At 67.2% G+C, this 14518-nt stretch carries 13 protein-coding genes and 1 tRNA gene; 8 read left to right on the top strand and 6 right to left on the bottom strand.

What is annotated here, in order from left to right:
* The first annotated feature begins 271 nt into the window (after nucleotides 1–271).
* The 3 genes from VD964_RS03975 to VD964_RS03965 all read left to right on the top strand — a co-directional run bounded on the left by VD964_RS03975 (nucleotide 272) and on the right by VD964_RS03965 (nucleotide 3198).
* Nucleotides 272–892, top strand: a complete 621-nt coding sequence (locus VD964_RS03975) for a class I SAM-dependent methyltransferase (protein WP_111070450.1) — start codon at nucleotides 272–274, stop codon at nucleotides 890–892.
* Between the two features lie 111 nt (nucleotides 893–1003).
* Complete coding sequence (locus tag VD964_RS03970) at nucleotides 1004–1843, top strand: uroporphyrinogen-III synthase (protein WP_324865799.1); 840 nt, start codon at nucleotides 1004–1006, stop codon at nucleotides 1841–1843.
* Nucleotides 1844–2031: 188 nt separating this feature from the next.
* A complete protein-coding gene (locus VD964_RS03965) occupies nucleotides 2032–3198 on the top strand; it encodes a cytochrome-c peroxidase (protein WP_324865797.1) in 1167 nt (388 codons plus the stop codon).
* Between the two features lie 13 nt (nucleotides 3199–3211).
* On the opposite strand, the gene VD964_RS03960 is transcribed toward VD964_RS03965, so the two are convergent.
* From VD964_RS03960 to VD964_RS03945, 4 genes are all read right to left on the bottom strand, one after another.
* Nucleotides 3212–3382, bottom strand: coding sequence for a hypothetical protein (locus tag VD964_RS03960; RefSeq protein ID WP_324865794.1), 171 nt, complete (start codon nucleotides 3380–3382; stop codon nucleotides 3212–3214).
* Between the two features lie 206 nt (nucleotides 3383–3588).
* Complete coding sequence (locus VD964_RS03955; protein WP_324865793.1) at nucleotides 3589–4146, bottom strand: hypothetical protein; 558 nt, start codon at nucleotides 4144–4146, stop codon at nucleotides 3589–3591.
* A 203-nt stretch (nucleotides 4147–4349) separates the two neighbouring features.
* A complete protein-coding gene (gene ccoG, locus VD964_RS03950) occupies nucleotides 4350–5828 on the bottom strand; it encodes a cytochrome c oxidase accessory protein CcoG (RefSeq protein ID WP_324865791.1) in 1479 nt (492 codons plus the stop codon).
* Nucleotides 5829–6070: 242 nt separating this feature from the next.
* On the bottom strand, nucleotides 6071–6496 hold the full coding sequence (locus VD964_RS03945; protein ID WP_149222691.1) for a YqaA family protein: 426 nt from the start codon (nucleotides 6494–6496) through the stop codon (nucleotides 6071–6073).
* Between the two features lie 228 nt (nucleotides 6497–6724).
* Here VD964_RS03945 and VD964_RS03940 point away from each other — a divergent pair, with 228 nt between their 5' ends.
* Entirely contained in the window at nucleotides 6725–8662 is a 1938-nt protein-coding gene (locus tag VD964_RS03940) for a PAS-domain containing protein (RefSeq protein ID WP_324865787.1), read from the top strand.
* 117 nt (nucleotides 8663–8779) lie between these two features.
* Here VD964_RS03940 and VD964_RS03935 read toward each other — a convergent pair.
* Both VD964_RS03935 and VD964_RS03930 read right to left on the bottom strand, forming a co-directional pair.
* Nucleotides 8780–8865 (bottom strand) — tRNA-Tyr (locus VD964_RS03935).
* Between the two features lie 158 nt (nucleotides 8866–9023).
* Nucleotides 9024–9890 (bottom strand): hypothetical protein, encoded by an 867-nt coding sequence (locus VD964_RS03930; protein ID WP_324865836.1) that lies wholly within the window; start codon nucleotides 9888–9890, stop codon nucleotides 9024–9026.
* 465 nt (nucleotides 9891–10355) lie between these two features.
* Between VD964_RS03930 and VD964_RS03925 the strand changes: the two genes are divergently transcribed.
* The 4 genes from VD964_RS03925 to VD964_RS03910 all read left to right on the top strand — a co-directional run.
* Complete coding sequence (locus tag VD964_RS03925) at nucleotides 10356–11996, top strand: DegQ family serine endoprotease (protein WP_324865785.1); 1641 nt, start codon at nucleotides 10356–10358, stop codon at nucleotides 11994–11996.
* Between the two features lie 114 nt (nucleotides 11997–12110).
* Nucleotides 12111–12872 carry a glycosyltransferase family 2 protein gene (locus tag VD964_RS03920; RefSeq protein WP_324865783.1) on the top strand — a complete coding sequence of 254 codons (762 nt, stop codon included), beginning with the start codon at nucleotides 12111–12113 and terminating at the stop codon, nucleotides 12870–12872.
* Between the two features lie 50 nt (nucleotides 12873–12922).
* Nucleotides 12923–13258, top strand: a complete 336-nt coding sequence (locus tag VD964_RS03915; RefSeq protein ID WP_324865781.1) for a lipid-A-disaccharide synthase N-terminal domain-containing protein — start codon at nucleotides 12923–12925, stop codon at nucleotides 13256–13258.
* On the top strand, nucleotides 13255–14518 hold a 1264-nt coding region (locus VD964_RS03910), incomplete at its 3' end, for a glycosyltransferase family 39 protein (RefSeq protein ID WP_324865777.1). The genes VD964_RS03915 and VD964_RS03910, both read left to right, overlap by 4 nt.

Below are 14518 nucleotides of genomic sequence, written 5' to 3'. Positions count from 1 at the left end.
TTTCCCGTCCGGAAGGGACGATGGGAGTGGAAAAATTTCTTTGAACAATGGGGCGTCGTTCTTTGAATGAACGTTCAATCAAAAACGGAAGGGGCAAGCGACGAAATGGATAGACCAAATGAACGGACCGCCGAATGGCGACGTTGGCCCGATTCTGTTGTTTGCGTCACTTTCATGAAGCTCCAAAGACGGCTATGGTGCGCCCCGACCGGCTTGGGCTTGACCTTTGAACAGTACCCGGCATCGGGATCGAGAGAGGGGAAACAGGATCATGGACGCCGACTCCATTCGCGCAGCCTACCGCCGCTATGCGGGCTTCTACGACAAGGTGTTCGGGGTGCTTCTGGCGTCCGGCCGGCATGCGGCGGTGGAGTGGCTGAACCGGCGCGGGAACCTGCGGATCCTGGAAGTCGGCGTCGGCACCGGGCTGTCGCTGTCCGACTACCGCAAGGACAACCGCGTCGTCGGCATCGATCTGTCGACCGACATGCTGAAGGTCGCGCAGGAGCGGGTGGAGCGCGAGAAGCTCGACAATGTCGAGGGGCTGCTGGAGATGGATGCCGGCAAGCTGGCCTTCGCCGACGGCAGCTTCGACGTGGTGGTCGCCATGTATGTGATGACCGTCGTCCCCGACCCCCAGGGCACGATGGCGGAGTTGGAGCGCGTCTGCAAACCGGGCGGCGACATCGTGATCGTCAACCACTTCGCCGCTCCCCGCCCCGGTGTCCGCCGCGCAGTGGAGGGCTGGCTGTCGCCGCTGTCGAAGAAGCTGGGCTGGCGGCCCGATTTCACCCTGGACGCGATGATGGCCGGATCGCGGCTGGCGGTGGAAAGCATCCGCACCCTGCCGCCCTTCGGGCTGTTCAGCCTGCTGCATTGCCGGCGGGGATAGGCGCGTCGCCGGCAGTGGTTGTGGCCGTGGCGGTCCAACCCGCGTGACCGCCCCCGTCGCCTGCTGTTAGTCTCGGCGTGACCACATACACGCGATCACGGGAGCGGGGCCATGGCCGAACAGGGCGGAGATCTGGCGGGAAAGCGGATTCTGGTGCCGGAGAGCCGGGATCTCGACCTGTTCGCCGGCATGATGGAACAGCATGGGGCCGAGACCATCCGCTGCCCGATGGTCAAGATCCTCGATCTCGATGACCCTGCACCGGCCCGGGAATGGCTGGACCGGCTGCTGGCCGAAGGCTTCGACGACATCGTGCTGCTGACCGGCGAAGGGCTGCGGCGGCTGATGACGGTCGCCCGCGCCATGGACCGCGAGGCCGACGTGGCCGCCGCCATCGGTCGGGCACGCGTCTTCGTCCGCGGACCCAAGCCGGTGAAGGCGCTGCGGGAGATCGGCTGCGGCCCGTTCAAATCCGCCCCGGCTCCGACCACGGACGGCGTCATCGCCATGCTGTCTGAGGAGGATCTGACCGGCCGCCGAATCGGCATCCAGCTCTACCCCGACAACCCGAACGAGCCGCTGCTGGAGGCGGTGCGGGCGCGCGGCGGCACGCCGTTTGCGGTCACGCCTTACCGCTATGCCAACGATTCCGAGACCGGGGCGGTGCAGACCGCCATCCGCGACATGGCGGCCGGCCGGATCGACTTCGTCGCCTTCACCGCCTCGCCCCAGGTGCGGCGCCTGCACGAGGTGGCGGAGGCCTGCGGCCTTGCCGACGATTTCCGCCAGGGCTTCGCCAGGACCCGGATCGCCGCGGTCGGCCCGGTTGTCGCCGAGGCGGTGGAGGCGGCGGGCGGGACCGTCGCGGTGTCCCCGGAATCGACCTTCCACATGAAGCCGCTGGTCACTGCCATCCGCCGTCTGCTGACGGACGGGGCGGGGGCCAGATAGGTCCGACGGGAGCGGGGCAGGGCAGGGGTAGAGAGTGGGAGGGCCGCAGCACAGCGACCTTTCGCCCCACCCTCCCTTTGTGCAGCCTCATTGATAACAATTCTCACTCTCGCTTAACCTTTGACGCGCAGTGTTGGCGCCGGCCATCGGGAAACTCCCTGTGGCCGGCCGTTGCCAGGAGCGTCGTCATGTCCGTCACCATCCTCCCCCTGTCTCGCCGCGCGCTCGCGCTGGTGCTTCTGTCGGCCGGACTCGCCGGGGGCGGGTCCACCCTCGCGGCGGATCTGTCGACGAAGGAAAAGCTGGGGGAGGCGCTGTTTTCCGACCACAATTTGTCAGCCAACCGCACCCAGGCCTGCGCCGACTGCCACAATCCCGATTTCGGCTTCGCCGATCCGCGCACCGGCGGCGCGGGCGGGGCGGCATCGGTCGGCGACAACGGCAAGTCGGTGGGCGACCGCAACGCGCCGACGGCGAGCTATGCGGCCTTCACGCCGGCCTTTCACATCACCGCGGACGGAAAGGCGATCGGCGGACAGTTTTGGGACGGCCGCGCCGCGACCTTGAAGGATCAGGCCGGCGGCCCGCCGCTGAACCCGGCGGAAATGGGGCTGACGTCCAAGGAGCAGGCGCGCGAGAGGCTGGCCGAGAATCCCGATTATGCCCGCGCCTTCGTGGCGCTCTATGGTGCCGGCGTGCTCGACGATGCGGAGCGCGCCTATGATGCGATGAGCGACAGCCTCGCCGCCTTCGAGAAGACCGACGGTTTCGCGCCTTTCGATTCGAAGTACGACCGCCATCTGCGCGGCGAGTACAAGATGACGGCTGAGGAGGATTTGGGCATGACCCTGTTCTTCTCCACCCAGTTCACCAACTGCAACCAGTGCCACAAGCTGAAGCCGATGCCGGCGGCAGTCGGGGAGATGTTCACCAACTACGAACACCACAACATCGGCGTGCCGGCGAACCCGGCCCTGCGCGAGGCGTCGGGAAAACCGGCGAGCTTCGCCGACCGCGGCCTGCGCGACAACCCTGGGGCGGCCAAGCCGGCTTTCGAGGGGAAATTCAAGACACCGAGCCTGCGCAACGTGGCAGTGACCGGCCCCTACATGCACAACGGCGTCTTCAAGGATCTGGAGACGGTGGTCCGCTTCTACGATCACTACAACAACCGCACGGCAAAGGCGGCGATCAACCCGGAGACCGGCAAGCCCTGGGGCCCGCCCGAGGTGGCGGCGAACCTGTCGAAAAAGGAGCTGGAATCGGCTCCGGCGTTGGAAACCCGCCGCGTCAAGGCGCTGGTCGCCTTCATGAAGACGCTGACCGACGCGCGGTACGAGCATCTGCTGAAGTGAGGTCGGACCTGCTTCAGCCGCCGATATCGATCCGGTAAAGCTCCAGATCCAGCAGTTCCATCGTCATCCGGCGGCGACCGGCCGTCTTGCGGGCGCTCAGCTTCCGGGCCAGTGGCCGGCTGAGCCAGGCTGCGCGGGCGCGGTCGATCAGGGCGGTGCAGCGATGGGACAGTCTGGCGTTCATGGCTGGTCAGCTTTCTCGCACGGGATGTCGGGATCGGCGGTTCTATGGGGTAGCGTCAGGCTCCTGTGAGCGGTTGCAGTAAGGATGACGCGGCACTGTGACAGTTTCCACCACCCGAAGGTTTAGCCCATAGGCCATAGGGCAGGGTTTTCGCCCTTTTCGCCCCTATCTTCGACCAAAGAAGGAGGGGCGAAAGAACGAGTGGGTCACATCACCACGCCGACCAGCCGCTGCAGCGCGTCGCGCGAATCCCCGTCGAGAACCGGCATACCGCCGCGGGCATCCAGCATGTAGGCGCCGGGATCGGACAGCGTGCGCATGGCGAATCCGACCACGGCCGGCGGTTCGGTGCCGAGCGGCTGCGACTCGTAGACGGGGGTGAAGCTGCAGCCGGCGAGCAGCGCGCGGATCATCAGCGCCTCGTCGGAGGATGCGCCGGCGGCCGGGGTGTTGATGCCGAACAGCAGCCGTTCCGCTTCCGCCTCCGTCACCAGCCCGCGCTCCAGCAGGATGTCCACCATGGCGGAGCTGGTCATCACCGGCGCGGCGCGTCCCTTCCAGCAGAAGCGGCCGTCGTCCCAGCCGACGTCGAGGCTGCGGAAGATCATGTGCGGTTCGCCGCCGCCGGGCGCACCGGCGACGATGTAATTGACCCGCAGCAGGCCGTTCCAGGCACCCGCCGGGGCGACGATGCTGGACACGCCGCACCGCGTCAGGCGCAGGTAGGTGTCGTTGATGCCCGACGGTTCGAAATCGAAAAGCATGGCCTGTTCACCCCGCTGCCGGCCGGCGGGCCCGGTTTCCCGATTGCCCAGCCTTCGTTCGCTGAGTCAGGTGAGTGGCGGTCCGGCTCGCGCAAACTGTCCATGCGGATGCCCTCCCTTTGCGCAGAAATGCGAAAGGCGGTAGGCCGATCCGTCGGCCACCGCCTTTCGACTCCGCGCCAACGGAGAGCTTCAGTGACGGACTACTGGTTGGCCGGCCCCATGAACACGCTGTCGCGGCTGTTCTTTTCAGCGGTCACGGTATCGGACAGTTGGAAGGTCAGCGGCAGCGAGGTGGCGGTCACCTCCCCGCGGGGGGCCGTCACATAGACGCGGTAGGTGGCGACGCTGTCCGCCTCCGCCGAGATGGTGGCGGTGTGGGCGGCGGTCTCCGCCTCGCTCTCGCCGATCACCTTGATGTCGGCAGCGGACAGGCCGACGACGCTGAGGGTGTAGGAGCGGTTCTGGCGGGTCTTGTTGGCGACCTTGAAGGTGTAGGCATTGCGGATCGACCCGTCCGACAGCGTGACGAACAGCGGCGCACGGTCGCGCAGGACAGTGATGTTCAGGCTGGGACGCAGCGCGAAGCTCCAGGCCATGGCGCCGCCGATGACCAGCATCAGCAGGGCGTAGACGATCACGCGCGGACGGATCAGACGCCATTGATAGGTCTTGCCGGACGCGCGGGTGTCCTGGGCCGCCAGCGAATCGAAGGCGATCAGGCGGGTGGGCAGGCCCTGCTGGATCATGATGGTGTCGCAGGCGTCGACGCACAGGCCGCAGTTGATGCAGTCGGCCTGTTCGCCGGTGCGCACGTCGATCCCCATCGGGCAGACCTGGACGCACTGTCCGCAGTCGATGCAGTCGCCGAAGCCCTGCGCGCGCCGTTCGTCCCAGCTCTGCGACTTGCGCTTCGGTCCGCGGTTGTCGCCGCGGTCGGCCTGATAGGTGACGACCAGCGAATGTTCGTCCAGCATCGCGGTCTGGATGCGCGGCCAGGGGCACATGTACATGCACATCTGCTCGCGCGTCCAGCCGGCCATCACATAGGTCATGCCGACGAAAATGGCGAAGAAGGACGTCGCCTCGTAACTGGCCTGGAAGGTGACCAAGTCGCGCAGCAGAGCCGGGGCATCGGTGAAGTAGGCGAGGAAGCCAAAGCCGGTGACGAGGCTGAGCGCCATCCAGCCCGCATGCTTGCCCGCCTTCCGCAGGAACTTGCGCGTGGTCCAGGGCTGCTTTTCCATGCGGATGCGTTCCGCCCGGTCGCCTTCGAAGACACGCTCGATCCAGACGAACAGGTCGGTCCACACCGTATGCGGACAGGCGAAGCCGCACCAGACGCGCCCGGCCAGCGCCGTCGCCAGGAACAGGCCCAGCGCCGCCACGATCAGGATGCCGGTGAGGTAGTAGATCTCCTGCGGCCAGATCTCGATCCAGAACAGGAAGAAGCGCGGCGTCGTCAGGTCGAACAGGACCGCCTGGGCCGGGGCTTCGGGCCCGCGTTCCCAGCGGATCCAGGGTGCGATGAAGAACAGCACCAGTAGAACGCTGAAGGTCACGGTTTTCAGGCGGCGATAGAGGCCCTTGACCGATTTCGGGTGAATCGTCTTATGGCTTTCGTACAGCGGAACCTTGGCTGGTTGGGCTGATCCCTGCTGAACGATGCTTCCGTCTGGCATGTCGATGCGCCTGATTTCCGATTCCACGTTGGCGCGGAGCATAGTCGACCACCAGTGCGGCGCGTTTGACCTCTGTCAAACAGCACCGATATTTTGAAAAGCCCCTGCTTTCCTGAGGCCTTCCGCCGGTTCGAGGGATCCGCGGTCCGGGTTCCGTTAATACTGTGCAGCCACCGTCGCCGACAAGCCCATTATTGCGTCTGATATGGACGCATGACATACAATGCTAATACTATACTGTATTAAAAAGCTACTATCAGCGCAACGTACCGCCCGAGCTTGCCGATCGTGACCAGCAGCAGGAACAGCCGCAAGTCGACGCGCAGGATGCCGGCGACCAGGGTCAGCGGATCGCCGATGAAGGGGACCCAGGCCAGCAGAAGCGACCAGACGCCGAAGCGCTGGTACCATCCGGTGGCCCGTTCCACCAGACGGCGCGACGCCGGGAACCAGCGGCGGTCCTGAAAGTGCATCAGATAACGGCCGAGAGCCCAGTTGACCGTCGATCCCGCCACGTTCCCGGTGGTCGCCACCAGAATCAGGAGTCCGTCGTGATAGTTGCCCGAAGAATGCAACCCGGCCAACAGAAGCTCCGACTGGGCGGGAAAAATCGTCGCGGCCGCCAGCGCCACAAGGAACAGACTGCCGTAGGCCGCGACGTCCGACATCGTGCAAATCCTTTCCCGGCCAACGGTTTGCCTGTTACGCTTCGCTGTCTGGCGCAGGATTAGGCGTCGGGCAGACGTAAAATCAAGGGGTTCACCGGCGGCGTCCGGCGGGAGCGGCTGCGTGATGGCCCTTGCCCGTCAACCGTCAAGAGACAAGAATGGGACCGCGATCCGCACCGCGTGTCCGGCCGGCGGCTTTTGCTCGCCGGCTATCGCGATGGTCATCGCATGCAGGCCGAATTGGCGGTGGGAGAAGGCACGCGCATGGGGGAAACCGGGTTCGCCCGCTTCGACGCCGACGAACGTCTGGTCTGGGCCAATGCCGCCTTCGCGGCCCGGTTCGCCATGCCTCCCGCCGGAACGCCTGAGGGGCCGTTCCATGCGACGCTCGACGCGCTTCTCGCCGGTCTTCTCGGGCTGTCCGGGATCGACGACCTGCGCCGCGGCCATGCCGTGACGCGGGCGTTCCCCGACGGCTCCGCGGTCACTCTGGCGCTTGGCGCGGGCGCGCCGGGGGAAAGCCTGCTGACGGCCGTCGAGACTGCCGGTCAGCCGGAAATTCCGTCGGAGCGTGAACCCTGGGCCAAGACCAGCCTCGTCCTCGACTGTCTCAGCCAGGGCGTGATGGCCTTCGACCACGACCTGCGGCTGGTCGCGTGGAACCGGCGCGTGCTGGAACTGCTCTTCATCGACCCGGAATTCCCGCGCTATGCCCAGCCCTACGAGACGGTGGTGCGCCACATCGCGGAGCAGGGCGGCTATGGCCGCGGCGACGTGGACGATCTGGTGGCGCAGAGGCTGGACTACATCCGCAACGCGTCCTGGCCCTTCTACAACGAGCGGGTGCGGCCCGACGGCGTGGTCATCGAGACGGTGACCCTGCCGCTGCCGGACGGCGGCTTCGTCACCACCTACACCGACATCACCCAGCGCAAGCAGGCCGAACGGGAATTGGCCGCCAGCCGCGAACTGTTCGAACTGGCGATCCGCGCCGCGCGGGAGGGCATCTCGCAGTGGGACCTGCGCACGGGCGAGGTTTGGTTCTCCCCGCAATGGTGGGGCCTGCTGGGCTATGGCGAGACGGAGATGGAGAACAGCCGCCGCCGTTGGGAAGAGCTGATCCACGCCGACGATCGCGCCGCCGCACTGGAGATGGTGGAAGAACTGGCATCCGGCCGGCGTTCCGAAAGTCGGTTGCTGCAGCGGTTCCTCCATCGGTCGGGCGCGACGGTCTTCCTGGAGACCCGCGCACTGGCCGTGGCGGGCAGCGACGGCCGGACTTTCCGCATCGTCGGCTCCCACACCGACGTGACCGAGAGCGTCCGTGCGGCGGAAGCCGTCCGCGTCGCCAAGGAGGAGGCCGAGCGCGCCCTGCAGGATTTGAAGGAGGCGCAGGTCCAGCTGATCCAGGCGGAGAAGATGGCCGCGCTCGGCTCCCTCGTGGCCGGCGTGACGCACGAAATCAACACGCCGGTCGGCATCGCCCTGACCGGCGCCTCGCTTTTGGCGGAAAAGACGCGGAGCCTGCGCCGCCTGTTCGAAGCCGGCTCGCTGCGGCGCGGCGACTTCGCCGAATTCATCGACATCGCGGACGAAGCGACGCAGCTGATGCTGCTGAACGTCGAGCGCGCCACCCGCCTGATCCAGAGCTTCAAACAGATCGCCGTCGACCAGGCCAGCGAGGAACGCCGCGTTTTCGAACTGAACCACTATATCCACGAGGTCCTGCGCAGCCTGGGAATGCGCATCCGCCGCAGCGGACATGCCGTCGCCGTCCATTGCCCGGAAGACCTGATGCTGGACAGCTATCCCGGCGTCATCAGCCAGATCCTGACCAACTTCGTCATCAACTCCATCCTGCACGGCTACGATCCGGGCGTGCGCGGCCGGCTGACCGTAACGGTCACGCTGTCGGGCGGGGAGGTGGAATTGGTCTTTGCCGACGACGGCAGGGGCATTCCGGCCGATTTGCATGGCCGAGTCTTCGAGCCCTTCTTCACCACCAGCCGCGACCGCGGCGGCAGCGGGTTGGGGCTGAACATCGTCTACACGCTGGTCACGCGCAGCTTGCGCGGGCGGTTGCGGCTGGACAGCGCACCGGGGGCCGGAACCGCCTTCACGCTGCGTTTCCCGCGCGTTACGCCGGCGGATCCTCTGCCGCTGTAGCGGTGCGCGAGAGGATTTTCAAAATTCGGGAGTTGAAAAGTTGGGAGTTGATCGCGGCACCGCCATGACGTGGTCGTCTGCTGGGGGCGGTCTGCTGCGGCGCACGCCATGGTGCGATGGTGGAAGGGGCTGGATTCGAACCAGCGTACGCGTACGCGGGCAGATTTACAGTCTGCTGCCTTTAACCACTCGGCCACCCTTCCATCGGGGCGCAGAGGATTAGCCTTTCGATCGGGTGGGCGTCAAGCCCCTTTTCGCGGATTTTTGCACCAACAAAAAACCTCCGCCCCAAGAACGGGACGGAGGTTTTTTGAAACACGGAATTCAAAGAGGGCGAGGAGACCCGCTTTTCAAAATCCGCTCAGTTCGGGCGACGCGATGCCCGGTGCGCGGGGATCGGAATCGGGCGAATCGCCTGTTCCTCGCGCCGGCTGGCCGACATGTCGATTTCCACGCGGGCCAGGGCCTTGCGCAGTTCGTGCACGCTTTCGGACAGCGACTGGATCGTCGCTTCGCTCGGCTGCTGGCGCCAGCCACGGTAGGCGGAGATGCAGGCCTTGGCCGTGTCGCGCAGGCGGCCTTCGATTGCATCCACCGGCGGGGTCGGCTGTCCGGCCGTCCGCGGAGCATCCACGGTCGCCGGGGCTGCCGCGACCGGAGCCGCCGGGGCGGGGGCTGCCGCGGGGGCCGGAGCCGGTGCGGGTTCCTGACGGTTCAGGCGCAGCGTTTCCGTCGGTGCCGGCGCCGCCGGGGCAGCCGCCGCCGGGGAAGCTGCAGGCGTCTCGACCGGGGTCTGATCGGCCGCCGGTTCCGTCCGCGGGGTACGGGTCAGCGTGCCGCGGACCGTGCGGCCGGCACGGCGCGGCTCTGCGGGAGCTTCGCCTTCCGCAGGAGCGGCGGGAGCGGGTTCGGCCGCCGGGGAAGCCGGAGCCGCGGTCACCGGTGCGGATGTCTCCTCGGCCGGTGCGGCCGGTGCGGAAGACTGACCGTCGTCCGCATGGGCATCGCCCTGGTCGTCATCAGCGTGGGCGGCGTCGCCCTGGCCGCTTGCGGCCTCCGCCTTCTTGATGATGTAGGAGATGGCGCTGGGCGTGCATTCGAATTCGCGCGCGATGGCCGAAAGCGTTGCACCGCTGCGGTAACGTTCAAGAATTTGGGGCCACGCCGACTGCGGAATGCGCCCACGCTTCTTGGGAGACTCCGGTTCGCTCCCGGTTTCTGCGTTCATTATATCGCTCGGTTGCCAAAGTGAATTTTCAGTCATTCGTCAGCATGTCCACCCGAACCGCACGCTTCCGACGCGGGACCACGCGGGCGCGTGCGTCGGCAGCATCGTGGCTTCACGCTGGCGGGCGATGTTTTCGGTATGGATGACTATCGGAAACTCTTCTCAAAAATGCCAGCATAACTTTGCACGGAATCGTGATTTTGTGTCCGGTGTCACAACGGGGCACGACGATTGGTGGATGGCAGGGCTTTTAAAGTCCGTTGACGGATGAAAAGCGCGTACAGGAAACCGCCGGTGGTGGCGTCTTTTGAAAAGTGCGATGGACCCCGGACGGGGGGTGGCGTGTTTTGACTTCAGGAATTTCCCTGAACGGGGCGTTCCGACCGTCACCGGGACTTGTCGGCTCGGCGGGCGGTGGCCGTTGGCTCCAACTGTTTTGCCCCACCGATTTTGCGGAGACCGTCCATGCCGCATGCGTCCGTTCCGCGTTCGCCCCACACCTCCCGCCATCTTCCGGCTGCGGCGCTGTGCGCGCTGCTGGCCGGTGCCGTCCTGTTGCCGGTGCTTCCCGCGGGTCCCGCCGCCGCGCAGGAGGCGCCCGCCGCGAACACCGTCAATGCTGCGCCCAACGCCAGCCGGACCTACGCGCCGCCATCCTTCCGCGACCTCGCCCGGACGCAGGTCGACACCGTGGTCAACATCTCCAGCACCCAGGCGCCGCAGGCATCCGGCGGCGGCCGCCTGCCGGAGGGGATGGACGTGCCCCCCGGCTCGCCGCTGGAGGAATTCTTCCGCGAGTTCCGCAACCGCCAGCGCGGCGGTCAGCCTAACGGCACGCCCGAAGGCGGTCCCAATGGCGGGCCGGGCGGCGGTCCCAATGGTGCGCCGGGGGGTGGGCCGGGCGGCTTGCCCAGCATGGCGCTCGGTTCCGGCTTCATCATCGATCCGGCCGGGCTGATCGTCACCAACAGCCATGTCGTCGCCGATGCGGCGGAAATCTCCGTCACCCTGCATGACGGCACCCGGCTGCCGGCCAAGCTGGTGGGGTCCGATGCGCCGACCGATCTGGCGCTCTTGAAGGTCGAAAGCGACAAGCCTCTGGCCGCCGCCCATTGGGGCGACAGCGAGACGGTGGAGGTCGGCGACTGGGTGGTCGCCATCGGCAACCCGTTCGGGCTCGGCGGGTCGGTGACCGCCGGCATCTTGTCGGCCCGCGCCCGCGATATCCAGCAGGGCCCCTACGACGAGTATCTGCAGACCGACGCCGCCATCAACCGCGGCAATTCCGGTGGTCCGCTCTATGATGCCGGCGGTGCGGTTATCGGCATCAACACCGCGATCTATTCGCCCACCGGCGGGTCGGTCGGCATCGGCTTCGCCATTCCGTCCTCGCTTGCCAAGCCGATCATCGATCAGCTGAAGGACGGTGGCAAGGTGCGGCGCGGCTGGCTGGGCGTCCAGGTCCAGCGGGTGACGCCGGACATCGCCGAAAGCCTGGGCATGGACGGCACCGGCGGCGCGCTGGTCACCAGCGTTTCGCCCGACAGCCCTGCCGCCACCGCCGGCCTGCGCCAGGGTGACGTCATCACCGCCTTCAACGGCAAGCCGCTGGAGCAGATGCGTGAACTGCCGCGTCTCGTCGCCTCGACCGGGATCGGCAGCGACGTGCCGTTGACCGTGCTGCGCGGCGGCAAGCAGGAATCGGTGCAGGTGACGCTCGGCGAACTGCGCAACGAGCCGCAGCAACTGGCGATGTCCGGGTCGAGCGGGGCCCCCCGCTCGGCACAGCCGGAGGAGAGCAAATCGGCGCTCGGCCTCAAGCTCGCCCCGCTCACCCCCGGCCTGCGCGAGACCTTCTCCATCGGCGAGGACGTCGACGGGGTAGTGGTGACGGAGGTGGACGGCGACAGCGTCGCCTCGCAACGCGGGCTGGACCTGGGCGACGTGATCGTCGAGGCGGGGCAGGAGCCGGTGTCGACCCCCGCCGACCTGGAAAGCCGCATCGCCAAGGCAAAGGAACAGGGGCGCAAGACCCTGCTGATGCTGGTCAGCCGCGGCGGCGACCTGCGTTATGTCCCGCTTCCGCTGGACGGCAACAAGGGGTAACCCGTACCGACGCCCGGCCGATAGGACCGGTGCGGGGATCTGCCCCGCTCCGGTCTCATCCTTTTCCGCTACCGTTCGCCGCGCCGCGAGAGTAATTTGCGGCCCGTTTGGCGAATGGGATGGCAAACCGTGAGCATTTATCCGGAGAGCGGCCAGCCGGTGCGGCTGTCGGTCGTTGTCCCCGTCTTCAACGAGGCCGACAACGTGCTGCCGCTGCTCGAAGAGATCGAGCGGGCGCTGGCGCCGGTCGGCGGCTTCGAGGTCATCTTCGTCGACGACCAGTCCGACGACGACACCCAGACGCGGCTTGCCCCGGCGATCGAGGCCGGCCGGCTGCGCGTGCTGCGCCATGTCCGCCGCTCCGGCCAGAGCGCCGCGGTGCGCAGCGGCGTCAAGGCGGCGCGCGGCGAGTTCGTCGTCACCCTCGACGGCGACGGCCAGAACGACCCTGCCGACATACCGGCGCTGTTCGCGCTGGTGTCGACGGGGGAGGCCGGCGCCCCGGTGCTGGTCGGCGGCCTGCGCAAGAAACGGCAGGACACCCTGTCGAAGCGCTGGGCCTCCAAGATCGCCAACGCCGTCCGCCAGTCCTTCCTGCAGGACGGCTGCACCGACAGCGGCTGCGGGCTGAAGCTGTTCCGCCGCGACGCCTTCCTCGACCTGCCGTTCTTCGGGGCGATGCACCGGTTCCTGCCGGCCCTGTTCCGCGCGCACGGCCACCCGGTGGCTTATGTGCCGGTGAACCATCGCCCGCGCGAGCGCGGCGTGTCAAAATACAACAACTGGCGGCGCGGGCTGATCGGCGTGGTCGATCTGCTGGGCGTTTATTGGCTGAAGCGGCGGACGAAGCTGTCGCCCGTCTCCGAACGCCTCTGACCGACCTTACGCTTGCGACCACAAGACCCTTTCGGCACAGGATTTCTACGATGCTTGAGCGCGCTGCGGCCTGGTTCAACGAGCAGAGCACGACCGACCTGATCTGGGTCGGCATCGGCTTCTTTGCCCAGCTGATGTTCACCATGCGCTTCATCGTGCAGTGGATCGCCAGCGAAAAGGCGCGGCGCAGCGTGGTGCCGGAACTGTTCTGGTACTTCTCGCTGGGCGGCGGCGTGATGCTGTTCGCCTATGCCTTCTACCGCTTCGACCCGGTCTTCATGCTGGGGCAGGGCATGGGGCTGGTGATCTACGCCCGCAACGTCTATTTCGTCTGGACCCACAAGAAGTCGCTGGCCGCTGGCGATGCGGTGCCGAGCAAATCGTGACCGCATCCACCCTGCCGCGCGCCGCCCTGCCGATCTGGGCCTATGCGCTGCTGGCGCTGATCGCCGCCGCGCTCTTCCTGCCGGGCTTCACCGTGCTGCCGCCCTTCGACCGGGACGAGGCGCGCTTCGCGCAGGCATCGTCCCAGATGCTGGACAGCGGCAATTTCGTCGACATCCGCTTCCAGGACGAGACGCGCTACAAGAAGCCGGTCGGCATCTATTGGCTGCAGACCGCGGCGACCACGGTGGCCGAAGCGGTGCGCGGCGTTCCGGTGGGCGGCGAGAAGCTGATCTGGACCTACCGCATCCCGTCCTTCCTGGGGGCGATCCTCGCTGTGCTCGGCAGCGCCTGGACGGCGGCGCGGCTGTTCGGCGGTCCGGCCGGCTTCATCGCCGGGCTGATGATGGCGTCCTGCGTCGTTCTGGGGGTCGAGGCGCGGATGGCCAAGACCGACGCCGTCCTGCTCGCCACCGTGGTGATCGGGCAGGCGGTTCTGGCGCATCTGTATCTCACCCGCCGCGATCCGGCTCCCGCCGGGCGGGGGGCCTGGACCGCGCCGCTGGTGTTCTGGATCGCCGCCGGCGTCGGCGTTCTGGTCAAGGGGCCTCTGGTCCTGCTGGTGTCCGGCAGCACGGCGCTGGTTCTGGCGCTGTGGGACCGCGAGGCTGGCTGGCTGAAGCGGCTGAAGCCGCTGGCCGGGCTCGGCATCGTCGTGGCCATCGCCGCTCCCTGGCTGATCGCCATCGCCATCAAGAGCAAGGGCGCCTTCTTCGCCGAATCCGTCGGCCACGACATGCTGGGCAAGGTATCCGGCGGGCAGGAGGGCAAGGGCCTGCCGCCGGGCTATTATCTCGGCACCTTCTGGGTCACCTTCGCCCCCTGGTCGCTGCTCGCCCTGCTGGCGGTTCCCTGGACCTGGGCGCGCCGCCGGCTGGACGCCGTGCGATTCTGCATCGCCTGGATCGTCCCGAGCTGGCTGGTGTTCGAGGCGGTGCCGACCAAGCTGCTGCATTACACGCTGCCGGTCTTTCCGGCGATCGCCGCCCTCGCCGCGGCGGCCCTGCTCGACAATTTCGACCGCAGCCGCGAACGGCCGCGCCGCTGGCTGACGGCCGCCGCCGTGGCGCTCGGCGTCATCGGCTTCGGCGCCCTGACCCTGGCGGTCGCGGTGATCCCCTGGCTGGTCGGCCAGCGGATCGATCCGATCGCGGTGTCGCTGGTGCCTGCGGTGGGCGGGCTCTTCGCGCTCGCCCTGCATC

Source organism: Azospirillum sp., from assembly GCF_035628975.1.
Classification (GTDB): domain Bacteria; phylum Pseudomonadota; class Alphaproteobacteria; order Azospirillales; family Azospirillaceae; genus Azospirillum.
This window is presented reverse-complemented; position numbering and strand designations above follow the sequence as displayed.